Here is a 23990-nt window from a genome sequence, read left to right on the forward strand (position 1 = left end):
CCTCAGCACACAGAATTCCTGACACCTCCCACAGCAGCCGGCATCATGCTGCGCGACACCGGTGCACCCACTGTCACCCATCTCTAGTTGCCCTCAAGACTGGCAGGACCCGGCTCAGCGACCCGAGTCCTTGTTGCCGCGATCAGCAACGTCAGCGCCAGCCCCGCAAGTACCAGTAGCGCAACGGCTCGCCATGCGAATGGCGCACCGCTCGACGCCACGACCGCATAGCACAGCGGTGCCACCGCCATCGCCAGCAACCCGGGCCGCGCAAGCCGCCCGAGCAGGCTGCCGACGGGATAGCCCGGAAACAGGTCGGCGGGCAATGTCCCTCTCACGATCGTCAGAAGGCCGTTGCTCAGCCCATAGATCGCAGCGAAGGCAATGCCGCCGACGACGCTGCCGCTGCTCAGGGAAAGCAATACCAGGGCAATGCAAAGCAGCAACAGAGAGAACCGTCCCGCCTGGGACGGCCGGAACCTGCCCGCCAACGCCAACTCCATCATGCGGCCGGTGACCTGCATCGGCCCGATCACGCTGGCGACCAGGACCGCCTCGGCCACGGAAAGACCGCCAAGCTGCAACAGGTTCAGCAGGTGCACGGACAATGCGCCGAAGACAAAAAGAGCGACGGCAAACGCGCCGGCCAGCAGATGGAATTGCATCGCCGGCGCCGCATCCGAATGCGCGGCCGGCGGTGCTGTCGCTGCCTGCTCCGGCCTGGCCGATGAACTGCGTCGCGAAAGCGCAGGCAGCACCAGCGCATGCAGCGGAAGGCAGACAAAGAGTTGCCAGGCGGCGAACGCAGCCAGGGTCAGCCGCCAGCCGATCTCCGCATTGAGGTACGCGGCAATCGGCCAGAACACCGTGCTCGCAAAGCCGCCAAAGAGCGTCAGCGCCGAAACGCTCTTGCGGTAGCGATCCGGGGCAAGCTGATGCAAGGTGGCAAAGGCCGGGTCGTACAGTGCCATCGGCATGGCCAGTCCCGCAAGGATCCAGGCGCCGTACACCATCGGGACATTGCTGGCCATGGCCAGCGCTCCCAACGCCAGCGCGGCCAGGATGGAGCCGGCGCACAAGATGCGCTTGCCGCCAAAGCGATCAATGGCCCTCCCCGTTCGGGGCGCAGTCAGTGCGGATACCAGGAGCGCCAGAGTGAAGGCACCGAAGAGAACCGGCTGCCCGACTTTCAGTTCGGCCTGGACCGGCCCGGACAAGACCGCAAATGAATAGTAGAGACTGCCCCAGGATGCGATCTGCGCTATCCCCAAGGCTGGCACGACCAAGCCAAGCCGTACCGGTGCGGCAGATGACGCAGTCGCTTGACTGCCACCGATGGCGCTACGCATGCCGTACCCTCCCTGGCCGGAAAAGAAACGCCCGGAACAGAGCCGGGCGTTGAACAGTTCTTCTTGTTTGCCTTGGGGCGAGCGTCAGGCCTTGCGCCCCGCCTCATACCAGCCCTGGGTCCGATTGACGATGCTGACCACCAGCAGCATGACCGGCACTTCAATCAGCACGCCGACCACCGTTGCCAGGGCCGCCCCGGACTTGAAGCCGAACAGGCTGATCGCCGTCGCCACGGCCAGCTCGAAGAAATTGCTGGCGCCGATCAGCGCGGAAGGGCCTGCCACGCAATGCGCCACACCCAGCTTCCGATTCAGCAGATACGCCAGGCCGGAATTCAGGAACACCTGGATCAGGATGGGCACGGCCAGCAGCGCGATCACCAGCGGTTGCTCGATGATGGCCTGGCCCTGGAAGGCGAACAGCAGCACCAGAGTCAGCAGCAGCGCGGCGATGGAATACGGTCCGAGCTTGCCCACGACCCGCTGGAAATGCGCCACGCCCTTGCTCAGCAGCAGCTTGCGCAGCACCTGCGAAATTGCCACCGGCACCACGATATACAGCGCCACCGACGTCAGCAGCGTATCCCACGGCACCGTGATCGACGACAGGCCAAGCAGCAGCGCCACCACCGGCGCGAACGCCACCACCATGATGGCATCGTTCAGCGCCACCTGCGACAGCGTGAAATACGGGTCGCCCTTGCAGAGCTGGCTCCACACGAACACCATCGCCGTGCACGGTGCCGCGGCCAGCAGGATCAGCCCGGCGATATAGCTGTCGAGCTGCTCGGCGAGCAGCATGGGCGCAAACAGGTGCCGCACGAACAGCCAGCCCAGCAGCGCCATCGAGAACGGCTTGACCGCCCAGTTGATGAACAGCGTCACACCGATGCCGCGCCAGTGGGATTTCACCTGGCCCAGTGCGCTGAAGTCGATCTTCAGCAGCATCGGGATAATCATGATCCAGATGAGGATGCCGACCGGCAGGTTCACCTGGGCGTACTCCATGCTGCCGATCGCCTGGAACGCGCCCGGCATCGCCTGCCCCAGCGAAATCCCGACGACGATGCACAGGGCAACCCAGATGGTCAGGTAGCGTTCAAAGAAGCCAATGGCGGGCTTCGTCGAAATGGGGGCGTGGGTGGTGGCTTTCTGATGCATTGGAGTTCCGGCGCCTTCAGTTCTTCGCGATCGCGTTGAGCGCGTCCTGCAGCTGCGCATTGCTCATGCTTTCCAGCGGCAACGCCAGCAGTTGCAGCATGCGGTAGCCAATGGCCTCGCGCGTCAGCTCGAATGCCAGGCGCTTGCCTTCGTCGCCGCCCAGGGCGTTGGACGGATCGGCATAGCCCCAGTGCACCTTGACCGGGCTGCGAGGCCAATAGGGGCACTGTTCCGCCGCGGCGCTGTCGCAGACCGTGATCACGAACCGCATTTCCGGCGCGTTGTCGCCGACGAATTCGTCCCAGCTCTTGCTGCGGTAGCCGCTCACGTCGACGCCGGCATTGGTCAGCGCTTCCAGTGCGAACGGGTTCAGGCGCCCGCTCGGTGCGCTGCCGGCGCTGAAGGCGCGCACATCCTTGCCGAGCTTGCTGGCCCAATGGTTGAGCATCCCTTCGCTCAGCACGCTGCGGGCGGAGTTATGGGTGCAAAGGATCAGAACGTTGGTGGTCATGGAGAGAGCGTGCTCAGCAGCACGACGAGTTGGAGTTCACCGCAATCCCGATCGGCTTGCCGCGCGGGGCACGCGGGGCACAGCAGGCGGAGCCTTCGGCGGACGCCGCTTCGGCCTTGCCTTCGCCGAATACCGGGACGTTGCCCAGCGTATGGAAGTGTTCCCACGCAATGCCCTGCGGATCGGTGACCCAGTGCTTTTCGCTGCGCGCATAGCAGCAGGTGGTTTCACCCTGGTCCAGCAGCGCCATGTCGGCCGCCTCGGCGCGCGCTTTCAGTTCGGCAAGCTCGGCGGCGTCATCGGTCTGGAAACCAAGATGGTCGACGCCCGTCCCCTGGCCGCGCGTGGAGATCGCGAAGTTGATGCGCGGATCCTCGAGCATCCATTTGGCGTAGTCGCTCTCGACTCGCGTCGGTTCAGCGGCAAAGAGCTTTGAATAGAAGGCAATACTCTTGCCAAGGTCGTCGACATGGACGTGAACGTGAAAGCGCTTCATCGGAACATCTCCATCAGCAGTGACAGGAAACCGCGGCTTCCTCGACGCCTTCGCAGCAATTGGCGGTCAGGTAGCCGAGCAATGCGTTCATATGCGCGAAAGCGGCGCGGTAGATCAGGTTGCGTCCGTCGCGCTCCTGCGTCACCAGGCCGGCGTGCGCCAGTTCCTTCAGGTGGAACGACAAGGTGGCCGCAGGCACGCCCAGCCGCTCGACCATCGCGCCGGGTGTCATGCCACCCGGGCCGGCGACGACCAGCATCCGAAAGACCTGGAGGCGCAGCCCGTGGGCCAATGCTGCAAGGGAGCGGACGACATCATTCTCTTCCATATTTCTACAATACTGGAAATATAGGATTGATGCAATCCCTGATCCGGCGAAGCGCTGCCGGCGCCCTGCCCGCCGTCCCCGTCGTTCCGGGGGCAACCGGGCCCCGATGCCCGCTGGCTAGGGCCCGCCAGCGTTAGAATCTCGGTACTCTTCGCAGCACGGCAGCTTCAACGAAGGAGCGTCACCATGCTCAAGCTCTACGGCTTTTCGAAGGTCAACGCTGGCGCGCGCGGCCACACCCGCGACCTGCGCGTGCTGTGGGCGCTCGAAGAAATGCAACTGCCGTTCGAGGTGGCCGGCATGGACCATCCCGCACACGACCTGAACACCGAAGCCTATCGCCGGGTCAGCCCCTTCGAACAGATCCCGTCGATCGATGACGACGGGTTGGTGCTGTCCGAATCCGCCGCCATCCTCGTCTACCTGGCGAAAAAGTCCGGACGCCTGATCCCCGGCGACCGCGCCGGCGAGGCGCAGGTGGTGCGCTGGTGCTTCGCCGCGATGAACTCGGTCGAGCCGCCGCTGCTCAGCCTGCTGGTGCTCGACTGGACGGCGGATGGCAGCTGCGGCAAGCACCGCGAGTTCCTGGTCGGCTGGGCGAATCGGGTGCTGACGAACCTGGAACGCTGGTTCGCTGACCGCGACTTCGTCGCGACCAAGGATTTCACCGTCGCCGACATCCTGATGGCGCACGTGCTCCTCTCTGGCATCAAGGACCAGGGATTGGTCGCGCCGTATCCGGGAGTCGCGTCGTATCGGGACCGGTGCCTGGCTCGGCCCGCGTGGAAGCGGACCATCGAGGCTTACTGCGCGCGGGTCGAGGCGGGATAGATCGTCGTCGTCGGCCAGGACACTAGTCCATCAGATCCGTGTACTCACCTTTCGCATAGGGCCGTGTGCGGTTCCACGGAGCGGGTTGCGGCAAGGCAGCTGCGGTCACCCGCGTGATCTTCTTCTGAGTGCCGCTGGCGTTGCGCGACTGGACCAGGCGCGGATACTGGCCGGCCACGTCCCACTGGACCGTCACCTGCTCATCGCCGCGCCTGGCGCGGTACTCCTGCACACCGCCGCGCGCAGGGCCGCTCGCGCTCATGGTCTTGAGCGCCGCCGGATCCAGCAGGTGGTAGGCGGTCGCCCATGAGCCGTCGAAGCCGATGTTGCCGTATTCGGCCGGGCTGACTTCGAAGGTCTTGCGCATGGCATCGCTGACCAGCCGCACCGACAGCTTGCCGGACGGCTGCCGCTCGATCCAGCGCGCGGCGGCCGACATGTCCATGTGCTTGTGGCCCTTGTCTGCCTTGGCGTGCTCGGCTTCGTCATGCGCCCCGTGCGGGATCTCGCGCTCGATCCAGACCGTGCCGCCCTCGCGGTAGACACGTTCGGTGAAGTAGATGTCGCGGCGCACGCCGTCGGCCCCGAGCGCCGACAATTCATGCTGCACGCGCAGCGCCAGGGGGCCGGAGGCCTTGGCCGGTTCCGCCGCCACGGCGGTGAAGGCTGCCGAGACCAGCAGCAGTGCGAGGACGGGAGTGGCTTGCTTGGTTTTCATGAATCCGTTCAGAAAGCGAAAATGCGCACGCCGGCAAACCGGCGCGCGCATGGCATCAAAAGACACTGTACTCAGTCGTGCAGCAAGGCCGCGGCCGGCATCAGAGGCCCAGCGCGGACTTCACGACGCTGAAGACCTTGGTGTTGTCGATGGTGCCCTTGAGCGCCGCATTGCCCGGCCCCGTCGAGAACAGCATCACATCGCCGCCGCCGTGGGTTTCCGAGCCGGGCGAGCCGAGGTTCACGCCGACTTCCTGCAGGTAGCCGTCGGCAGTGGTGTCCACCAGCGCGGGGTTGTCGCGCGGGGTCTTGCGCGGACCGCCGCCGTTGCCGAACACCAGCGTGGTGTAAGGCAGGCCGTCGGCCGCGGCGGCTGGCTGCCTGGTCTTGATGTCCGTCGCCGTGCCCAGGATCGGGTTGCCGCGATGCGAGTAGCCGTTGATCGTCATCGTGTGGTCGTGGTCGGCGGTGACGACGATCATCGTGTTCGACAGGTCCACCATCGACAGCGCACGCTTGATGGCATCGTCAAACGCGATCGTGTCTTCCAGCGCGCGCTTGGCGTTGGTGCCATGGAGCGCATGGTCGATCCGGCCGCCCTCCACCATCAGGAAATAGCCGTTGCCGTTCTTCTGCAGGATGCGGATGGCCTTCTCGGTCATGTCGGCCAGGCTGGGCTCGTCGACATTGTTCTTGACGCGGTCCAGCTCGTAGTTGAGGTGGTCCATGTTGAACAGGCCCAGCAGCTTGTTGGTGGATGCCGGGTCCACGGCCTTGAACGCGGTGCCGGTGGTCACGTAGGTGTAGCCCGGGAACTGCGTGGTCAGGTCGACGCCGTCCGTGCGCTTGCCACCCGCGGCGCTGGGCAGGAACTGGCGGCGGCCGCCGCCAAGCAGCACGTCCAGGCCGTCCTTGAGCGCGGTGTTGTAGCCGGCGTTGCCGGGTGTTGCCTGCGCGGCGATATTGTTCTCGCCGTCGCGGTGGCAGACGTGCGAGAAGGTGGCCGCCGGCGTCGCGTGGGTCACGCGCGTGGTGGTCACCGCGCCAACCGACTTGCCGGCGGCCTTGGCCAGTTCCAGCACGGTCACGACCGGCGTGCCGTTGCCGCTGGGACAGGTGCTGTCACCGGTGCTGGTCACATAGGCCTTGCCGGTGCCGTCGCTGGCCTTGGTATCGGCCGACATGGAGATGACTTCGTTGTTCATCTTCACGCCGGTCATGTAGGCCGCCATCGACGGCGCGCTGTCGGTGGTCTGCGCGTCGTTCGAATATGTCTTCACGCGCGCGGTGCGCTTGAGCGACTCCATGTTGAGCTTGCCCGTCTCGCCATACTTGTAGATGCGCGAAGCGGTGACGGTGGTCGGGCCCATGCCGTCGCCCAGGAAGAAGATGACATTCTTGGCCTCGCCCGCGGCTTGCGCAGGGAGGGCAATGCAGGCGCAGGCAGCCGCAACTGCGGACAGGCCGGTTCGAATAATGAGTTTCATGGCTTTATTCCGTCAGCGATAGTGGCTTAGAGGCCGATGGCCGTCTTGATCAGGCCGAACACGTCGGTGTTGTCCATCACACCAGTGAAGGATTCGGCACCGTTGCCCAGTGCGCCGATAAAGACATCGGTGCCGCCATGGGTCTCGCCACCTGCCGCCGTCGGGATCGCGGCTTCCTGGTGATAGCTCTTGTCGTAGACCTGTGCATCGGTCAGCGCGGTGCGCGTGGCCGGGCGGTTCTCGCCGGTGCCGAAACCGATGATGGTGAAGGGATTGCCGCCGGAGTCCGTGGACAGTGCGCCGGTCACGTAGTTCTTCAGCAGGCCAAGCACGCCGGGGTTGCTGTCGCTGGTGGGGCCGGTGCGCTTGGCGTAGCCATTCAGCACCAGCGTGTGGTCATGGTCGGCGGTGACGACGATCAGCGTGTTCTTCAGGCCCGGGTCGATCACGTTGAGCTTGTCGATGGCGGTCTTGATCGCGGCGTCGAAGGCCACGGTGTCCTGCAGCGCCTTGCGCGCGGTGGTCTCATGCAAGGCGTGGTCGATGCGGCCGCCTTCCACCATCAGGAAGAAACCCTTCTTCTTCGCGGCAAGCACGTCGATGGCCTTGCTGGTCATCTCCGCCAGGCTCGGCTCGTCGCCGGGCACACGATCCAGGTCGTAGGCCATATGGCTGGACGTGAACAGGCCTGCCACTTTCTTGGCGCTGGCGGCGTCGATCTTGTCGAACTCGGCCTTGCTGGAGGCGTAGGTATAGCCGGCCTTGGTCAGCTCGCCAACCAGGTCGCGGCCGTCGGTGCGGGCGCCGCCCGCTGTCTTGCTCTGGAAGTGCTTGCGGCCGCCGCCGAAGATCACATCGACGCCGTCGCCGAGCGCGCTGTTGTAGCCGGCGCCGTTCGGCACCAGTTGCGCGGCGATGGTGTTCTCGGCATCGCGGTGGCAGACGTGCGCGTAGGTCGTGGCGGGGGTCGCGTGCGTGATGCGGGTGGTGGTGACCACGCCGGTGCCATAGCCTGCCGTCTTCATCTGCTCGAGCAGCGTCGGCACGCTCTGGCCGTTGCCGGAAGCCGGGCAGGTGCTGTCCGCGCCGGACAGATAGTCCTTGCCGCTGGCATCAAAGGCATTGGTCTCCGGCGTCATCGAGATGACTTCGTTGTTCATCTTGACGCCGGTCATGTAGGCTGCCATCGACGGCGCGCTGTCGGTCACCTGCGCGTTGTTCGAATAGGTCCGGATAAACCCGCTCTCGGGGAGCGTGTCCATGGTCAGATCCCCATCCTCGCCGACCTTGTAGATCCGCGCCGCGGTCATGGTCGTCATGCCCATGCCATCGCCAAGGAAGAACACGACGTTCTTGGTGGGCGCGGTGCTGCCGCCAGCCGGCGGCTGCGTGACCGACGCGTTGTTGTCATCATCGCTGCCGCACGATGCCACGGCCAGCGCCAGCAGCGGTGCCGCCAGTATTGAAAGACGCCTCATATTTCCTCCCCGTTGGTTTTGGCGGGAGGATGCACGACGAATATTTCGGCTCCGTGACGCGTCACATGTGGACGGCAACGTTGTCATTGCAGTCAAACATCAGAAAGTGCGGCATCAGGCAGTTCGCCATGATCGGCCTGTTGAAGGCGAACGGCCCACCCGTGCGACGAGCTGCCGCAGTAGTGAAGCCGCCCGGTGGCGCTGAACACTGATATATTGTCGCCAAAACAGGCACCGCTCTCGTGGGTAAATCGCATCGCCGGCCATGGTTCGCCGGCCTCCTCCTCGTTGTCTTCCTGGCAGCCCAGCTGGCAGCGGCGGCGTACGCCTGTACCGGCAGCCGCTACCAGGCGGAACACAGCGGCACGATGGCGGCGATGACCGAGTCCTGTGCCGATATGGCCGCCAGCGACAGCCAGCAGGGTATCGACCAGGGCGGGCTTTGCCTGGCGCATTGCCAGGCCGATTCCAAGAACGCCGACCATGCTTCGCCGCAGCTTCCAGCCTTCATGCCGGTGCTGATGCGTGTGCTTGAGCCAACGCGCGTGGTCCTGGCGGAGGTTCGCGTTGCGCTGCGCGCCGAGGCAGAGGCGCGCGCACCGCCACCCCTCACCGTCCTTCACTGCAGTTTCCAGACTTAGCCTCCGGCTCGACGTCACCTGGTGCTGCCCGCTTCCATGCGGGCAGCAGTCGTCGTCCCTGGAGGCTTTATGCTTTTTCTACGTCACCTGACCGTGGCGCTGCTCAGCGCGCCTGCAATCGGCCTGGCTGCGCCGCAAGGCGCGCCCGGGCAATCCGCCCCGTCCCTCTCCCTTGAGGAAGCCGTCGCGATCGCGAGCGCCCATGCCGGCGACGCCGAATCGTCGCACGGCGCCGTGGAGGCCGCCGGGCAAATGGCGGTCGCCGCCGGCCGCCTGCCGGATCCCGTGCTCAAGCTCGGCGTCAACAACGTGCCGGTCAACGGCTCGGACGCGTTCTCGCTGAGCCGGGATTCCATGACCATGCGCTCGATCTCGGTGATGCAGGAATTTACGCGCGCGGACAAGCGCCGCGCCAGGGCCGCGCGCTTAGAAGCCGAAGCCGCCGCTGCCGACGCGCAGCGCGCGCTGGGGCTGGCAGGCGTGCAGCGCAATGCAGTCAATGCCTGGCTCGACCGGTGGTATGCGGAGCAGGCCGGCGTGCTGCTCGGCCATCACGGCCATCCGCTTAAACTGGCGCTGCAGGCCGCCACCGCGGCCTACCGCAGCGGACGCGGCTCGCGTGCGGAGGTACTGGCGATGGAGCTGGAAATCCAGAAGCTGCACGACCGCGAGGACGAGAACCGCGCCGCGCTGGCAACGGCCACGCTGAACCTGGAGCGCTGGGTCGGCGCCGCTGCGCGACGCCCGCTGTCGGAGCGGCCACCGCTTGAAGTGCCGCCAGGCGCCCGGCAACTCGCCAGGGGCGAGTTCGAGGCCGTGCCCGAACTGTCGGCTGCGCAGCGCGACGTGGCGCTGGCCGAATCGGAGATCCAGGTGGCAACCGAAGCCCGCAAGCCGGACGTGACGGTCGAGCTGATGTACAGCCAGCGCGGCTCGGCCTACTCGAACATGGGCTCGCTCAATGTCAGCTTCCCGCTGCCGTGGGACCGGGGCAACCGCCAGGACCGTGAAATCAGCGCGCGGCTGGCGCAGGCCAACGACGCGCGCGCCAGGCTGGAAGTGGTCCGGCGCAATACCCAGGCCATGGTCGGCGCCAGGCTGGCCGAGCTGCAGCGCAACCTGGACCGGCTGCGGCGCTACGACGACAAGACCTTGCCGCTCGCGCGGGCACAGGCGGATGCGGCACTGACGGCTTACCGCGCCAGCACGGGCAGCTTGGCGGCCGTCGCCGAAGCCAACCATCGCGCCATCGACACCGCCATGGAGCGCCTGCTGCTTGAGGCAAAGACCGCGAAGCTGTGGGCGGACCTGAACTACCTGGTGCCATTGCCTACCGCCCAGACCGAAGCCGCAGTGAGGGAGGCAAAATGAAGAAGCACATCATTGCAGCAGCAGCCGGGCTGGTCGTCGCCGGCATCGCCCTCTACGGCGCTTACCACTTCGGGTTCACGCGCGGCACACAGACTGCGCAACCGTCGAGCACGGCTGGCGCGCAATCCACCGTGCTCAAGGCCGGCGACATCGATCCGAAGACCGGCAGGAAGATCCTGTACTGGCACGATCCCATGGTGCCGGGCCAGCGCTTCGACAAGCCGGGCAAATCTCCCTTCATGGAGATGCAACTGGTGCCGGTCTACGCGGACGGCGATGGCAGCGGCAGCGGTGTCACCGTCGACAGCCATGTCGCGCAAAACCTCGGCATTCGCACCACCGAGGCAAAGCCTGGACGGCTGGCCGCGATGCTACAGGTGCCCGGCAATGTCGCCATCGACGAACGCAGCGTGCAGGTCATCCAGGCGCGCACCAACGCCTTTGTGCAGCACGTCGCGGTCCGGGCGACCCTTGACCCGGTCCGGCGCGGACAGGCGCTGGTCACCTTGTACTCGCCCGACTGGGTCGCGGCGCAAGAGGAATACCTGGCCGTGTCGCGCATGGCAGCGAGCGAGCATCTGGGCGACCTGCGCAGTGCTGCCAGGAATCGCATGCTGCAGGCAGGCATGACGCCGGGCCAGGTCAGTGCGGTCGAAAGATCCGGCAAGCTGCAGCCCGGTGTTGCCATCGCCAGCCCGGTCGATGGCCTCGTGACCGAGGTGGCGGTGCGCGAGGGCATGACCGTGTCGCCGGGCATGACCCTCTTCCGCCTGGCTGATCTCAGCCAGGTCTGGGTGATTGCCGAAGTGCCGGCGGGCCAGGCCGGCACCATCCGGCCCGGCGCGGCAGCCACGGTACTGCAGGGCGGCACGGCCAGCCCCCTTGCCGGCAAGGTCGACGCCATCCTTCCCGACGTCAACCCGGCGACCCGCACCGTCAAGGCCCGCATCGTGCTGCCCAACCCTGGCAGGCGCCTGCTGCCGGGCATGTTTGTCACGGTCAGCTTCGACAGTGGCGCACAGAAGGAAGCGTTGCTGATCCCGTCGGAGTCGGTCATCCGCACCGGTCAGCGCAGCATCGTCATGGTCGATGCGGGCCAGGCAGGGTTCGTTGCCACCGAGATCAAGACCGGCCGCGAGGCCGATGGCATGGTCGAGGTGCTGGACGGACTGGCGCCGGGACAGAAAGTGGTCACGTCCGGCCAGTTCCTGATCGACTCGGAAGCCAGCCTGCGCGGCAGCGCGCAACGCATGTCCGCCCCGCCTGCGGCCTCCGCACCTGCCGCACCTGCCGCACCATCGGCCGAGCATGAAGGCACAGGCCGCATCGAGGCCGTCAACGGCAGCGAGAGCCTGACCATCTCGCACGGCCCCATCCCGTCGGCACAGTGGGGCGCGATGACCATGGACTTCGCCGCGCCGCCAGCAGGCCTGCCCAAGGGACTGAAGCCTGGCGACCGCATCCGCTTCCGCTTCCACCTGGACCGCGATGGCGCGGCCATGCTGTCGTCGGTCGAACCCGCCGGCACCGCCCAGGGAGCCAGGCCATGATCGCGCGCCTGATCCTCGCTTCGATCCGCCACCGCATCCTGATCCTGCTGGCCACGGTGATGCTGACCGCATGGGGCCTGTGGGCGGTGCGGAGCACGCCGCTCGACGCCCTGCCCGACCTGTCCGATGTGCAGGTGATCATCCGCACGCCCTTCCCCGGCCAGGCGCCGCAGATCGTCGAGAACCAGGTCACGTATCCGCTGACCACCACCATGCTGTCGGTGCCCGGCGCCAGGACGGTCCGGGGTTACTCCTTCTTCGGCGATTCGTTCGTCTATGTGCTGTTCGAGGACGGCACCGACCTGTACTGGGCGCGCTCCCGGGTGCTGGAATACCTGAACCAGGTGCAGTCCCGCCTGCCCGCCGCGGCCAGGCCAGCGCTGGGGCCGGATGCCACCGGCGTCGGCTGGATCTACGAGTACGCGCTGGTGGACAAGACCGGCCAGCATGACCTTGGCCAGCTGCGTGCGCTGCAGGACTGGTTCCTGCGCTTCGAACTGAAATCGCTGCCCAATGTGGCCGAGGTCGCTTCGCTGGGCGGCATGGTGAAGCAGTACCAGGTGGTGCTGATGCCGGACCGGATGCGCGCCTACAACCTGTCGCAGGGCAAGGTGCTGGCGGCGCTCAAGGGCGCCAACCAGGAGGCCGGCGGGTCGGTGCTGGAAATGGGCGAGGCAGAGTACATGGTGCGCGCCAGCGGCTACCTGAAGACGCTCGACGATTTCCGGCAGATCCCGCTGGTGACCAGCGATGCCGGCATTCCGGTGCGGCTGGGCGATGTCGCCGTCGTGCAGCTTGGCCCGGAGATGCGGCGCGGCATCGCCGAACTCGACGGCCAGGGCGAGGTTGCCGGCGGCGTGATCGTGATGCGCTCAGGCAAGAACGCGCTGGAAACCATCGAGGCGGTCAAGGCCAAGCTCGCCACGCTGCAGAAGAGCCTGCCGGCCGGTGTGCAGATCGTCACCACCTACGACCGCTCCGCGCTGATCAAGCGCGCGGTGGAAAACCTGACGCACAAGCTGGTCGAAGAGTTCGCCGTGGTCGCGCTGGTATGCCTGCTGTTCCTGTTCCACCTGCGTTCCGCGCTGGTGGCGATCGTCTCGCTGCCGCTGGGCGTGCTGGCCGCCTTCCTGCTGATGCGCTACCAGGGCATCAATGCCAACATCATGTCGCTGGGCGGCATTGCCATTGCCATTGGCGCCATGGTCGATGCCGCCGTCGTGATGATCGAGAACGCGCACAAGCAGCTGGAGCACTGGCATGCGGACCATCCCGGCCGGGCGCTGGCAGGGAACGAGCGCTGGGGCGTGATCGGCCGGGCCGCCACCGAGGTCGGGCCGGCGCTGTTCTTCTCGCTGCTGATCATCACGCTGTCGTTTATCCCGGTCTTTACGCTGGAGGCGCAGGAGGGCCGGCTGTTCTCGCCGCTGGCCTTTACCAAGACCTATTCCATGGCCGCGGCGGCGGGCCTGTCGGTGACGCTGGTGCCGGTGCTGATGGGCTATCTGATCCGCGGCAGGATTCCTTCGGAGCAGTCCAACCCCTTGAACCGATGGCTGATCCGCGCCTATCGGCCGGTGCTGGCACGGGTGCTGGCCTACCCGAAGACCACTCTTGCGATCGCCGCGGTGCTGCTGGCCGCGACGGCGTGGCCGATGCTGCGTACCGGCGCCGAATTCATGCCGCCGCTCGACGAGGGCGACCTGCTCTATATGCCGTCGGCCTTGCCGGGCCTTCCCGCCGGCAAGGCGGCGCAGCTGCTGCAACAGACCGACCGCCTGATCAGGACCGTGCCCGAGGTGGCGACCGTGTTCGGCAAGGCCGGGCGCGCCGATACCGCGACCGATCCGGCACCCCTCGAGATGTTCGAGACCACCATCCAGTTCAAGCCGCGCGACCAGTGGCGTGCCGGCATGACTACCGACAAGCTGGTGGAAGAGCTGGATCGCGTGGTCAAGGTGCCGGGCCTGTCCAACATCTGGGTGCCGCCGATCCGCAACCGCATCGACATGCTTGCCACCGGCATCAAGAGCCCGGTCGGCATCAAGGTGGCAGGCGCGGACCTGAAGGAGATCGACCGCCTGGCAACGCGCATCGAGGAAACCGTCAGGACAGTGCCGGGGGTGACGTCGGCGCTGGCCGAGCGCCTGACCGGCGGGCGCTATGTCGATATCGACATCGATCGCGTGGCGGCGGGCCGCTACGGGCTGAACATCGCGGATGTGCAGAGCGTGGTGTCGTCGGCCATCGGCGGCGACAATGTGGGCGAGGTGGTCGACGGGCTGGCGCGCTTCCCGATCAATGTCCGCTACCCGCGCGATTACCGCGACTCGGTGGAGCAACTGCGCAGCCTGCCCATCGTCACGGACAAGGGCCAGCAGATCGTGCTGTCCGATGTGGCGCGCATCCAGGTGGTGCAGGGCCCGCCGATGCTGCGCAGCGAAAACGCGCGCCTGTCGGGCTGGGTGTATGTCGACATCCGCGGGCGTGACCTGCGCTCGGCCGTCCGGGACATGCAGGCCGCCGTCGCGCAAGCGGTGCCGATGCCGGCTGGCTATTCGCTGAGCTGGTCGGGGCAGTTCGAATACCTGGAGCGGGCCGCCGCAAAGCTGAAGGTGGTGGTGCCGTTCACGCTGCTGATCATCTTCGTGCTGCTGTACCTGGTGTTCGGCCGTCTCGATGAAGCCGTGCTCATCATGGGCACGCTGCCGCTGGCGCTGATCGGCGGCTTCTGGCTGCTCTACCTGCTGGGCTACAACCTGTCGGTTGCCGGCGTGGTCGGCTTCATCGCGCTGGCGGGCGTGGCGGCGGAATTCGGCGTCATCATGCTGCTCTACCTGAAGCAGGCATGGACCGCGCGCGCAAACCAGGGCGATGCCAGCCTGTCCGCGCTGCTTGAAGCCATCCAGGAAGGCGCGGTGCTGCGCGTACGCCCCAAGGCAATGACCGTCGCCGTCATCCTTGCCGGCCTGGTGCCGATCATGTGGTCGCACGGCACCGGCTCCGAGGTCATGCAGCGCATTGCCGCGCCGATGGTGGGCGGCATGCTCACCGCGCCATTGCTTTCGCTCTTCGTGGTGCCGGCGGTGTATTTGCTGATGCGCCGGCGCCAGACCAGACCTCAAGCTGTTTCCGTACACCCCTCACTTCAGAAGGAACCACAATGAAATCCATCAAGACGCTCGCACTCGCCCTTGCCTTGACCACCACGCCGGCCGCATTCGCAGCGGGCCCGATGGACGGCATGGACATGAAGCCGTCCGCACCCTCGCAGCAGGCGCCGCAACCCGTGGCAGCCGAGATCAAGAAGATCGATGCGCAGGCCGGCAAGGTCACGCTCAAGCACGGACCGATCGCCAACCTCGGCATGGGCCCGATGACCATGGCGTTCCCCGTCATGGATCGCGCATCGCTGAAGGATTTCAAGGAAGGCGAGGCGGTATCCGTGACGTTCGACAACGTTGATGGCAAGCCTACGGTCGTGCAAATGCGGCGCAAGTGAGGGTTACAGTCGCTGGAGGTGATTGCGCGTTCGGTGCGCAATCACCGCGCGTTCCGCAACCCGCGAGAGCAGACATTGGTCGTGCTCACGCTTTGGTGCCCAGGCGCTCCTTCAGGAACTCGATAAAGCCCTGTCAAACGTGTCTCGGTCAGGGCATAGACCGGCGTCGGCCTGGTCTGCCAGTCGGGCAATACCCGGCGCAGGCGGCCGGCCGCCACATCCTCTGCCGCCACCTCTTCCAGCTGGCGGACATCTTTCCGGCTGAGTTCGCTGCACGCATCAAGCGCGTTGGCGTTGTGAATGCGATGGACGATGAGAACTTCGCGGCGGCGGTGAAGGCTACCGGGCGCAGGAAACTGATCATCGCTGGCGTGACCAATGACGTGTGCACGGTGTATCCGGCATTGAGCCTGGTGTCGCAAGGTTATGAAGTGCAAGTCGTCGCGGATGCTGGCGGATCGCCGAGCAAGATGGCTGACGATATTGCCTTGCGGCGCATGGAGAAGAATGGTGTCACGCTGACCAGCACCAACCAGTTGATTGCGGAACTGGCTGGGAGTTGGGCTACGCCGGAAGGCAGCCGCATTGTGCAGGAGGTGATTATGGGTGCGCTGCAGGGCTGAGGGGGCCGCCAATGTGAGCTGGGTGCAGGTGCAACCTGGTCTTGCCTGCGGCCTGAGATCGTGCGCGCCTTGGCCGCGGCGCATGCAATCAGCCCCGGCGGGTTGGACCGGGGCCGTCAGATTGGTTAGTGCAGTTGGCGCTTCAGGTCAGCAAGTTCCGAATGCATCGAACTGACTGCATCCTTGACCTTTGCATCGAGACCGCCGGCCTGCTGGCAAGCGCGGTCTGCACGATCACCGATCCGTTCGAGATCATCGACCCACTGCCGGATCCGATCCTCATCCTTGGAGGAAACGACCTTCGATGCCGATTTACATTCCTTGTCGAGCTCATCCACCCAGTTCATCAAGTCTTGTGGAATTCCCGTATCGGCATGACAAGTTCGGGATGTCTCGCTGATGGTTTGCTGCAGATGACTAAAACGTTGCTGCATTTCACTGGCTTGCAACATGATGCCCCCTTCGTGAACATCAATCCACATGAATTCAGGCAGCAGATAATTGTGTGTTGCCTGTGCCATTGTCATTCGCCCGCATCCATCGGCTGCCAGTGAAGCTCCATTGCACAGCCCCGAAACGCGCGAAGGGCACTTTTTCAGTCTAGGTCAAAATCGACCGCACGCTCCGATGTGATCCCCGGGGTTCCTGTTGCTGAAACCCGGCACTGGTCAGGGCACTGGCCGCGGCATTACTAGGCATTAGCCGCGCCTCGCTATATCGTGAACACAAGACAGTCCGGCGCTCGGGCTGAGCCACGGACCTGCGTAAATTGCCGGAGGCTGAAATGCTGGAAAAAAAGCGGTCTTACAAGGGATTCCACGTCGCCCTGTTCGTGCCGGAGGCGATTGAGCCAGGCAAGCCAGGCGGGCGAGTCCAGGTCTCCACGCGCAACGAGGACATTGGCATCCGCTTTACGCCAGACTGGCCCCACCCGCCCGCAACGCTGCAGGAGGCAGAGGACTGGCTTTTTGCCTACGCCGCCGGGATCATCGATTGTGAACTGGCTGGCGGCTTCGGCATTGATCTCAGGAACGAGTAAGTCAGCTCGGCGACGAAAGATCTCCAGCGTAGCGCGCCAGGGCAATCGCACTTGGCGGGCACAGTTTGCTGCCGGCCAAGGCCCAGCGTGACTGTACGCGGCGCTGCGCATGCAGAAAGCGATGGCGCGGCGTCACGACTTTCGCGTCCCTCGCCTTATCCGCTCCAGATATTTTCCTGAAGCGACCTCGATTCGCACCGTGTCCCCTTCCTTGACGAACTGAGGAACGAGAACTTCCATACCGTTATCCAGCGTGGCAGTCTTGAAGGTAGAGGATTCATGCTCGTGCAGGCCCGGCGGCGTGGACATGATGGTCAACTCGACCGCAGGGGGGAATGCGATGGTGACTGGCTCACCCTCATAAAGCTGCACCGGGATTCGCATATTGGGGCGAAGAAATTTCTGGTACGCGCCCATGGTTTCCGCAGGGAAACTGATCTGCTCGAAGGTGTCGGGATTCATGAAGAAAAAAGCGTCACCATCGGTGTACAGATACTCCATCTCCTGGTGATCAAGCTCGACCTCTTCGAGCTTGTTGCTCGGGTGTAACCGCAACTCCTTGACGTGACCAGTCTTCAGGCTCTTGAACTTGGCGAAAACTGCGCTCCCCTGTTGGCCGCCGCCGGCGTGGTACCCGGCGCTGGTAACGCTATGAAGTTCACCTTCAAGCATGATGACCATGCCCGACTTCAGTTCGGAAGCTTCGACCATTGGTGTCTCCGCGTGGGCGGCAAGATTTCGCCTTCAGCCTAGCACCGCAGCGCTTTTTCAACCAAGGGCCGCCGGCGACAGCGGTACGCTGAACGAGAAACTCTATGGCGCTGACCGCATTGGGAGGATTGCGCACCGGCGATAACAGGATGCTGCAGCGCCGCATGCATAAGGCTGGCACCCGACGGCTATGAGTCGGCCGTATGGTCAGCCGGACGAATCGAGCGGGTTGCTCCGATCAAGGCACGCCTTGAGACAGTAGCGCGGGACGCCGTCGCCACAGAGGAGTTCCGCGCCCGGATGGCCACCCTCGGACTGACTCCAGTCGGCAACTCCGGCACGCAGGTGCGCGAGAACTACGACGCCCTCTATCCGCTGCAATGGCAGTTGGTCGAGACGTCAGATGCAAAACTTGACTGACGAAGGGTTGCCCGAGCTCGTCGTCGTTCTCTACCGAGCCACACATACAGCTTCAGCATGGAAGCGCACAAGAAAATGTTTGATGAGAACCCCGCGAGCCATCTCGCCGGACAAAAAAACGCCAACCCATATGGCTTGGCGTTTTGCTTTGGGGTATTACCGGTCGGAGGCAGGCCGGGCACGGATGGGATGGTCGTCAGAAACCGGCCAGAGTCGGTCAACTAAAATGGGATCGGCGGCGTTTCGTGTCCCCACCGAGCCTCCAGACGCGAGGGCCTGACCCATCTGGCATGCGCACTACCACCGCGATCCGGCGATCCAGTGGGTACGCACGCAGGTCTTCGCGCTGTTCTTCGAGTAGGCGCCCAGGCCGAACATCGGCCTAGTGCGGCGCCTGCATGCCGAGATGCGACGCGCGCAGCGTCTGGCTGGGCAGCACGCCGAACAGCCGGCGGTACTGCATGGCGAACCGGCCGATGTCCCAGACCCCGAAGCGCATGCAGATGCTCGTGACCGTCTCGCCTGCCTTGGCATGCAACAGCGCGTGGCGCGCGTTGTGCAAGCGGTGGAGCACCAGATACCGGTGGGGGCTGATGCCGACGTACCGGTTGAACACGTTGCGAATGGTACGTTCCGAGGCACTGGTGGCTGCGCACAGGTCTTCAAGCAGGATGGGCATGTGCCGCGCCGCTGCAAGCAAATCCATGGCCTGGCTCAGGATGCGACGGTGATTCTGGTGCCTGGCAGTGTCGGTGCTGCGCGCGGCCAGCGGCAGCAGGGTGTTGAACGCGAGCCGGAGGAGTTCGCTGCGTGCGGTCTGCTCGCCAGCCGGGTGATGCAGCTGGGTAGACTGGCAATCATCGATGAAGAGCAGGCGCCGGGTCAGCGCAAGCAAGGCACCCAGGCTTGGACCGCCGGTCAAGACAAGATTGCGGGCGAGAAATGACAAGTCGGCATTGTCGGCGTGTGCCGCCATCCACCGGCAGACGAGCTCGCATGACATGGAGATTGTCATCCAGCTTGCCGGGCGGCTGGCGTCGATATGGAACATGCGGTCCGGCGCCATCCAGCCGATTGCGTGGCGGTCGAACCGGCGCCCGTCGACCACCGTGCATTCATGTCCGCTCAGCGGCAGGAACAGGTTGAAGCACCCCGGCATGCCTGCGCCACTGTAGATCGTCGCGGCACCTTCCTGTCCGGCCATCAAGGCAACGCCATTCAGTTCGAGCACACGCAGGCGCCAGTCCCGTCGCTGCGCCGAGCGCAGCATGTACCTGCCGTTTACGCCATACAGTGACGCTTCGAATTCATCGAACTCCGCATAGCTGGCCTTGCTCATCGTCACCCTCTTGCGCTCAAGTGGATTGGAGTGCCCCTGCTGCGGGATGGCTGACATCTGGCGCAGGCTCGGCAAGGCGCCATCCGATTTGCCGATTTTACGTAGCGTCTGGCCAGAGTCCAGGAGAATAATGCCTGTCACCGCGATGGTTGCCGACAGTGAAGCAGGCTGCCATGCCGCCAGCGCACAGGCTGGCGACGATCGCACACATCGGATCCTCGAGCCGCCGCGGGCTTTCCAATCCCCTTCAGACGGAGCAAGCCATGCGAACGATTACAACCAGGGACGGAACCGAGATCTACTTCAAGGACTGGGGCACGGGGCAACCGATCGTCTTTCATCACGGCTGGCCCCTGACCGCCGACGACTGGGATGCCCAGCTTCACTTTTTCCTGGCCAGGGGGTTCCGGGTCATTGCGCACGATCGTCGCGGCCACGGCCGCTCCACGCAGACCGCCATCGGCAATGAGATGGACACCTACGCCGCCGACGTGGCCGCGCTCGTTGCACACCTGGACCTGAAGGACGCTATCCATGTCGGCCATTCGACTGGCGGCGGTGAAGTGGCGCGCTATGTCGCGAAGCATGGCGCCGGGCGCGTGGCCAAGGCGGTCCTGATCGGTGCCGTACCGCCGATCATGGTCAAGACGGACGCCAATCCGGGGGGCTTGCCGGTGGAGGTGTTTGACGGCTTTCGCGAGCGGGTAGCCACCGACCGCGCCCAGTTCTACAAGGAAGTGCCGGTGCCCTTCTATGGCTACAACCGCGACGGCGCGAAGGTCTCGGAAGGCGTGAAGGACAACTGGTGGCGACAGGGCATGATGGGCGGGGTCAAGGCCCAGTACGATTGCATCAAGGCGTTCTCGGAAACTGACTTCACCGAAGACCTGAAGGCGATCGACGTGCCGGTGCTGGTCATGCACGGCGACGACGACCAGATCGTGCCCATCGGGGCCTCGGCCCTGTTGAGCGCGGAACTGCTGCGTAACGGCACCCTGAAGGTCTACAAGGGCCTGGCACATGGCATGTGCACGACCCATCCGGATCTCATCAACAACGATCTGCTGGCGTTCGTGCAACGCTGACCAGTGTCGCAACGGCACGTTTGCCAGTGCCAGGGAGGACGATCATGACAGGACCCGCCTACAGCAGCGAGTCCACCGGGCTTCTGCTGGTGGATCCGTACAACGATTTCCTGAGCGAAGGTGGCAAGCTGAACGGCCTGGCCAAGCCGGTGGCGGACAAGCTCGGGACGCTGGCAAATCTGCGTGCGGTGACCAGCGCGGCGCGTTCGCGCGGCATACAGGTGTTCTACGTGCCGCACCATCGCGCCCGCCCGGACGAGCATCTCGGCTGGCAGCACGCCAGCCCCTACCAGCTCGGTGCCAGCCGCGCGCAGGTCTTTGCCGAAGGCACCTGGGGCGGGGACTGGCATCCTGACTTCCGCCCCACGGCCGGCGACGTGATTGTCCATGAGCACTGGGGCGGCAGCGGCTTCGCCAACACGGACCTGGATTTCCAGCTCAAGCAGCACGGCATCCGGCAGGTCATCCTGGTGGGCTTGCTGGCGAACACCTGCATCGAAGCCACGGGGCGGTTCGCGGCGGAACTTGGCTACCATGTGACCCTGGTGCGGGACGCAACCGCGGCATTCTCGCCGGAAGCCTTGCATGCCGCGCATGAGATCAACGGGCCCACATTCGCGCATGCCATCCTGACCACCGCCGAATTGCTCGCCGCGCTGGGTGCGCGCTGACGGGGAATTGCGCTACATTGACGGCTGCCCGCATGGGCACCCCCCGCATAACAGGAGGCATCATGGGCGAGTACACATCGATCGACGTTCCGGACGGCAACTTCCGAGCCTACCTTGCCAGGCCGACATCAGCGGCAAGCGGCAAGGCCATTGTGGTGATCCAGGAGATCTTCGGCATCAACGACGACATGCGCGCCACCTGCGATCAATTCGCGCAACAGGGCTTCACCGCCATCTGCCCGGATCTCTATTGGCGCCAGGAGCCGAACGTCGAACTCACCGACAAGAGCGATGCGGAATGGCAGAAGGCCCTGGCACTCTACCAGGCCTTCGATGTCGATGCGGGCGTGGGCGACCTGGATGCGACCATCCAGTTCACGCGGCGGCTGGACGGCATTACCGCCGGCGTGGGCACGGTCGGCTACTGCCTTGGCGGACTGCTGGCATTCCTGACCGCAGTCCGCACCAATGCCGAAGCGGCTGTCTCCTACTACGGTGTCGGCATCGACAAGCATCTCGGCGAGGCCGCGACGTTCACCACGCCGCTGCTGATGCATATCGCCGAGGAAGATGAATTCGTGCCACCGGAAGCGCGGGCGCGGATCGTCGCGGCGCTGTCGGACAAGTCCAATGTCGAGATACACACGTATCCCGGCTGCATGCACGCCTTCGCACGAAACCAGGGCGTCCACTACGTCGCCGAGGCCGCCGAGCGGGCCAATGCCCGGACGCTTTCGTTCTTCCAGGCAATGCCATAGCCTGCGCCGCAACCGCGCTCCGTCCGGCGGGATCGGGGACGGCGCCGTTGCGGTCGTACCGTGTCGCGCATGAGGCGACGCGATTAGGCCCGTAGGCGACCTTCAGTCTCCAACGGGCGAAAACTATCTTGGCTTGGCGCCTGACCCGATGATGAGTTCAAGCTCGGTCTTGAAGCCTTCACCGACGTCGAACTGCTTAAGGCATTCATAAACCTCGTTCCAGGCCCTCAATCTCGCCGCGACGTCGAGGTCCGCTACCACAGCCCGGTATGCCCCGGCGGCTTCCTGCATCAGTTGCAGAGCATCGGACGCGCTCGGCAAGACGAGTTGCGCTCGAACGTGCTGTGTTTTCACATCGCCAAGACCGCTGTCGTTCATCAGGCGGTCCATCACGCCATCGCCTCCCAGTGCGAAGATCCAGGTTGTCCGGGCGCGGGCGGAGACTTGCCCGCGTGGCGTAAAAGGATCGCCATCGGCTGGGCCATAAAGGGATTGTCGGCCGGCGTCGTGAAGACTAGCGCCGCGAAACGCGCGCCAGGCTTGAGTACGCGTCGGACAGATTCCAATGCCTCACTAGGTGACGGGAAAAGCATCAATCCCAATCGACACATCGCCGCTTCGAACGGCGCCAGTGTCTCGTCCAATTCGTCTACTGCGCATTCCAGCGTTTCGATATTCTGAAGACCGGCACGAGCGGCATTTCGGCGGACATGCTCCAGCATGGTGCCCGATATATCACTGGCGACCACTTCGCCGCCGGCACCTACTCGCATCGCTGCCTGGATGCTCTGGCTGCCGGCACCGCAGGCCAGATCGAGAACGCGCATGCCCGGCCGGATACCGGCCATATCGATGAGCGTGTCCGTGGCGCCCGAAAGATTGGTGGCAAACACATGCTCCCACTTCGCCCAGCCGGGTGCTGCCGACTCCCACGTATTGCGAAGATTGGATTTCACGCTGCTGTCGGTCATCTGGAGACTCCATCAGGACGCCGCCTGTACAGGAGCATTGTAGTGCGCAAGCGATGCGTGTGGCCCCCGTCATCCGGCGCCCGTAAGTTGGCGGCTTCCACGCAGAAGGCTTACGTTCTGCGCACATTTGGAGGCTGTGCCAGTGAGTGACCGCCTTCCTGAACGAATCCAACAGTTGAGTGGCCGTTTGATCGGCTCTGGCCTATGACCGAAACCGGGGCCGCAGCCGACGTCTGAACGCCGACCGACGGTATGAGTGAATGACGCTTCATGGCCGGAGTCGGTCAGCCGCGTTGCAAACAGACCCACTGTTGTTCGCGAATAACCTGAGGGAAAGACCGCAGCCGAAGCTGCAGCCTTCCATCCGGCCAGCGCATTTCTCATGCAGCGGCAACATCAGAACCCAACTCACTCGTCCGGAGAAGCTCCTCCGCTGTCTGATCCAGCTGCGCTTTGAGCATCGCCACCAGACAATGCACGCCGTGACACACCTCTGACCGTTCGCTTTCAACTTCCAGCAGGGACAGGACGCAGCCCAGACCGGCGCTGACGTCCAAGCGAGTACAGGCAGTCTGGAATGGCGGCCAGGATGAAATCTTGTTTCGATGCGGTTTGGTCTTGCATTGCGAGCTCCTAGGGAAGGTTGGAGGACCCGCCTGATGCACTCAGTTGGAGGGTGGCGGGCCTGACAGCGGGGGTAGCAATACCGGTAACCCAGCAGAAAACCCGGCCAGCCTTACGGCTGCCCCGCCCGGCCCGCCATTGATTGGCATATGGAGACGCTCGCCGAGACCGTCAGAAACGGCACCTGCTGATTGTTCGGGTTGCTACGCCCGGTCGCCGTTGTTTCGGCGACGGGTCTAGTGTTGCCGGCCCTCATGTCTGTGACGATAAGAGGATTCGCAATCGTTCCATTGGATCGAGCCTGTCAGATTTCTTGTGTGTTGAGGT

General features: G+C 64.7%; 24 protein-coding genes and 2 pseudogenes. 11 read left to right on the top strand and 15 right to left on the bottom strand.

All coding sequences use genetic code 11. The features are described 5' to 3' along the window. Window positions 1-83 precede the first annotated feature (83 nt). The 5 genes from CF68_RS31665 to CF68_RS31685 form a co-directional block, all read right to left on the bottom strand. On the bottom strand, window positions 84-1349 hold the full coding sequence (locus CF68_RS31665) for an MFS transporter (RefSeq protein ID WP_063832603.1): 1266 nt from the start codon (window positions 1347-1349) through the stop codon (window positions 84-86). A gap of 84 nt (window positions 1350-1433) precedes the next feature. Next, the gene (gene arsB, locus CF68_RS31670) at window positions 1434-2510 is read right to left on the bottom strand and encodes an ACR3 family arsenite efflux transporter (protein WP_035826840.1); all 1077 of its coding nucleotides are present in this window, start codon (window positions 2508-2510) and stop codon (window positions 1434-1436) included. 16 nt (window positions 2511-2526) lie between these two features. Further along, complete coding sequence (locus CF68_RS31675) at window positions 2527-3021, bottom strand: arsenate reductase ArsC (RefSeq protein WP_035826841.1); 495 nt, start codon at window positions 3019-3021, stop codon at window positions 2527-2529. A 13-nt stretch (window positions 3022-3034) separates the two neighbouring features. Further along, on the bottom strand, window positions 3035-3517 hold the full coding sequence (locus CF68_RS31680) for an ArsI/CadI family heavy metal resistance metalloenzyme (protein WP_011615541.1): 483 nt from the start codon (window positions 3515-3517) through the stop codon (window positions 3035-3037). Window positions 3518-3530: 13 nt separating this feature from the next. Beyond that, window positions 3531-3845, bottom strand: a complete 315-nt coding sequence (locus tag CF68_RS31685) for a helix-turn-helix transcriptional regulator (protein WP_013957060.1) — start codon at window positions 3843-3845, stop codon at window positions 3531-3533. A 186-nt stretch (window positions 3846-4031) separates the two neighbouring features. On the opposite strand from CF68_RS31685, the gene CF68_RS31690 reads away from it, so the two are divergent. Then, window positions 4032-4676, top strand: a complete 645-nt coding sequence (locus CF68_RS31690) for a glutathione S-transferase family protein (protein ID WP_035826844.1) — start codon at window positions 4032-4034, stop codon at window positions 4674-4676. A 22-nt stretch (window positions 4677-4698) separates the two neighbouring features. On the opposite strand, the gene CF68_RS31695 is transcribed toward CF68_RS31690, so the two are convergent. The 3 genes from CF68_RS31695 to CF68_RS31705 all read right to left on the bottom strand — a co-directional run bounded on the left by CF68_RS31695 (window position 4699) and on the right by CF68_RS31705 (window position 8358). After that, window positions 4699-5394 (bottom strand): hypothetical protein, encoded by a 696-nt coding sequence (locus CF68_RS31695; protein ID WP_035826848.1) that lies wholly within the window; start codon window positions 5392-5394, stop codon window positions 4699-4701. Window positions 5395-5494: 100 nt separating this feature from the next. Next, window positions 5495-6880, bottom strand: a complete 1386-nt coding sequence (locus CF68_RS31700) for an alkaline phosphatase (protein WP_035826850.1) — start codon at window positions 6878-6880, stop codon at window positions 5495-5497. Between the two features lie 26 nt (window positions 6881-6906). Then, a complete protein-coding gene (locus CF68_RS31705) occupies window positions 6907-8358 on the bottom strand; it encodes an alkaline phosphatase (protein ID WP_035826853.1) in 1452 nt (483 codons plus the stop codon). A 242-nt stretch (window positions 8359-8600) separates the two neighbouring features. Here CF68_RS31705 and CF68_RS38830 point away from each other — a divergent pair, with 242 nt between their 5' ends. The 5 genes from CF68_RS38830 (at window position 8601) to CF68_RS31730 (ending at window position 15422) form a co-directional block, all read left to right on the top strand. Continuing rightward, the gene (locus CF68_RS38830; RefSeq protein ID WP_035826855.1) at window positions 8601-8999 is read left to right on the top strand and encodes a hypothetical protein; all 399 of its coding nucleotides are present in this window, start codon (window positions 8601-8603) and stop codon (window positions 8997-8999) included. A gap of 69 nt (window positions 9000-9068) precedes the next feature. Beyond that, window positions 9069-10370: a TolC family protein gene (locus CF68_RS31715; RefSeq protein WP_035826857.1), complete on the top strand. Its 1302-nt coding sequence runs from the start codon at window positions 9069-9071 to the stop codon at window positions 10368-10370. Next, window positions 10367-11920: an efflux RND transporter periplasmic adaptor subunit gene (locus tag CF68_RS31720; RefSeq protein ID WP_035826859.1), complete on the top strand. Its 1554-nt coding sequence runs from the start codon at window positions 10367-10369 to the stop codon at window positions 11918-11920. Before CF68_RS31715 ends, CF68_RS31720 begins: the two co-directional genes overlap by 4 nt. Further along, window positions 11917-15087: an efflux RND transporter permease subunit gene (locus CF68_RS31725; protein ID WP_035826861.1), complete on the top strand. Its 3171-nt coding sequence runs from the start codon at window positions 11917-11919 to the stop codon at window positions 15085-15087. The genes CF68_RS31720 and CF68_RS31725 overlap by 4 nt, the downstream gene beginning before the upstream one ends. Then, the gene (locus tag CF68_RS31730) at window positions 15084-15422 is read left to right on the top strand and encodes a copper-binding protein (RefSeq protein ID WP_035826863.1); all 339 of its coding nucleotides are present in this window, start codon (window positions 15084-15086) and stop codon (window positions 15420-15422) included. Before CF68_RS31725 ends, CF68_RS31730 begins: the two co-directional genes overlap by 4 nt. An 85-nt stretch (window positions 15423-15507) precedes the next feature. Here CF68_RS31730 and CF68_RS38835 read toward each other — a convergent pair. Further along, a pseudogene (locus tag CF68_RS38835) lies at window positions 15508-15661 on the bottom strand (LysR family transcriptional regulator); the annotation flags it as partial. A gap of 9 nt (window positions 15662-15670) precedes the next feature. Here CF68_RS38835 and CF68_RS31735 point away from each other — a divergent pair. Beyond that, window positions 15671-16045 (top strand): annotated as a pseudogene (locus CF68_RS31735) (isochorismatase family protein); the annotation flags it as partial. Between the two features lie 125 nt (window positions 16046-16170). Here CF68_RS31735 and CF68_RS31740 read toward each other — a convergent pair. Next, window positions 16171-16497, bottom strand: a complete 327-nt coding sequence (locus CF68_RS31740) for a hypothetical protein (RefSeq protein ID WP_035826881.1) — start codon at window positions 16495-16497, stop codon at window positions 16171-16173. A gap of 332 nt (window positions 16498-16829) precedes the next feature. Here CF68_RS31740 and CF68_RS31745 point away from each other — a divergent pair, with 332 nt between their 5' ends. Continuing rightward, a complete protein-coding gene (locus tag CF68_RS31745; protein ID WP_035826865.1) occupies window positions 16830-17084 on the top strand; it encodes a hypothetical protein in 255 nt (84 codons plus the stop codon). 132 nt (window positions 17085-17216) lie between these two features. On the opposite strand, the gene CF68_RS31750 is transcribed toward CF68_RS31745, so the two are convergent. Both CF68_RS31750 and CF68_RS31755 read right to left on the bottom strand, forming a co-directional pair. After that, complete coding sequence (locus CF68_RS31750) at window positions 17217-17795, bottom strand: elongation factor P (RefSeq protein ID WP_035826868.1); 579 nt, start codon at window positions 17793-17795, stop codon at window positions 17217-17219. A gap of 802 nt (window positions 17796-18597) precedes the next feature. Then, window positions 18598-19761 (bottom strand): helix-turn-helix domain-containing protein, encoded by a 1164-nt coding sequence (locus tag CF68_RS31755; protein ID WP_235205955.1) that lies wholly within the window; start codon window positions 19759-19761, stop codon window positions 18598-18600. A gap of 56 nt (window positions 19762-19817) precedes the next feature. On the opposite strand from CF68_RS31755, the gene CF68_RS31760 reads away from it, so the two are divergent. The 3 genes from CF68_RS31760 to CF68_RS31770 all read left to right on the top strand — a co-directional run bounded on the left by CF68_RS31760 (window position 19818) and on the right by CF68_RS31770 (window position 22068). Then, window positions 19818-20639: an alpha/beta fold hydrolase gene (locus CF68_RS31760; protein ID WP_035826872.1), complete on the top strand. Its 822-nt coding sequence runs from the start codon at window positions 19818-19820 to the stop codon at window positions 20637-20639. 44 nt (window positions 20640-20683) lie between these two features. After that, complete coding sequence (locus CF68_RS31765) at window positions 20684-21310, top strand: isochorismatase family cysteine hydrolase (RefSeq protein ID WP_035826875.1); 627 nt, start codon at window positions 20684-20686, stop codon at window positions 21308-21310. Window positions 21311-21372: 62 nt separating this feature from the next. Next, on the top strand, window positions 21373-22068 hold the full coding sequence (locus CF68_RS31770; RefSeq protein ID WP_035826878.1) for a dienelactone hydrolase family protein: 696 nt from the start codon (window positions 21373-21375) through the stop codon (window positions 22066-22068). A 123-nt stretch (window positions 22069-22191) separates the two neighbouring features. Here CF68_RS31770 and CF68_RS38840 read toward each other — a convergent pair whose 3' ends face one another. From CF68_RS38840 to CF68_RS36760, 3 genes are all read right to left on the bottom strand, one after another. Beyond that, the gene (locus tag CF68_RS38840; RefSeq protein WP_235205956.1) at window positions 22192-22458 is read right to left on the bottom strand and encodes a hypothetical protein; all 267 of its coding nucleotides are present in this window, start codon (window positions 22456-22458) and stop codon (window positions 22192-22194) included. Beyond that, the gene (locus CF68_RS31775; protein WP_235205957.1) at window positions 22458-23039 is read right to left on the bottom strand and encodes a class I SAM-dependent methyltransferase; all 582 of its coding nucleotides are present in this window, start codon (window positions 23037-23039) and stop codon (window positions 22458-22460) included. Before CF68_RS31775 ends, CF68_RS38840 begins: the two co-directional genes overlap by 1 nt. A 380-nt stretch (window positions 23040-23419) precedes the next feature. Beyond that, window positions 23420-23704 (bottom strand): DUF1484 family protein, encoded by a 285-nt coding sequence (locus tag CF68_RS36760; protein ID WP_235205958.1) that lies wholly within the window; start codon window positions 23702-23704, stop codon window positions 23420-23422. Window positions 23705-23990 lie beyond the last annotated feature (286 nt).

The sequence above is a fragment of the Cupriavidus sp. SK-4 genome (assembly GCF_000611125.1).
In the GTDB taxonomy this organism is placed as follows: Bacteria; Pseudomonadota; Gammaproteobacteria; order Burkholderiales; family Burkholderiaceae; genus Cupriavidus; species Cupriavidus necator.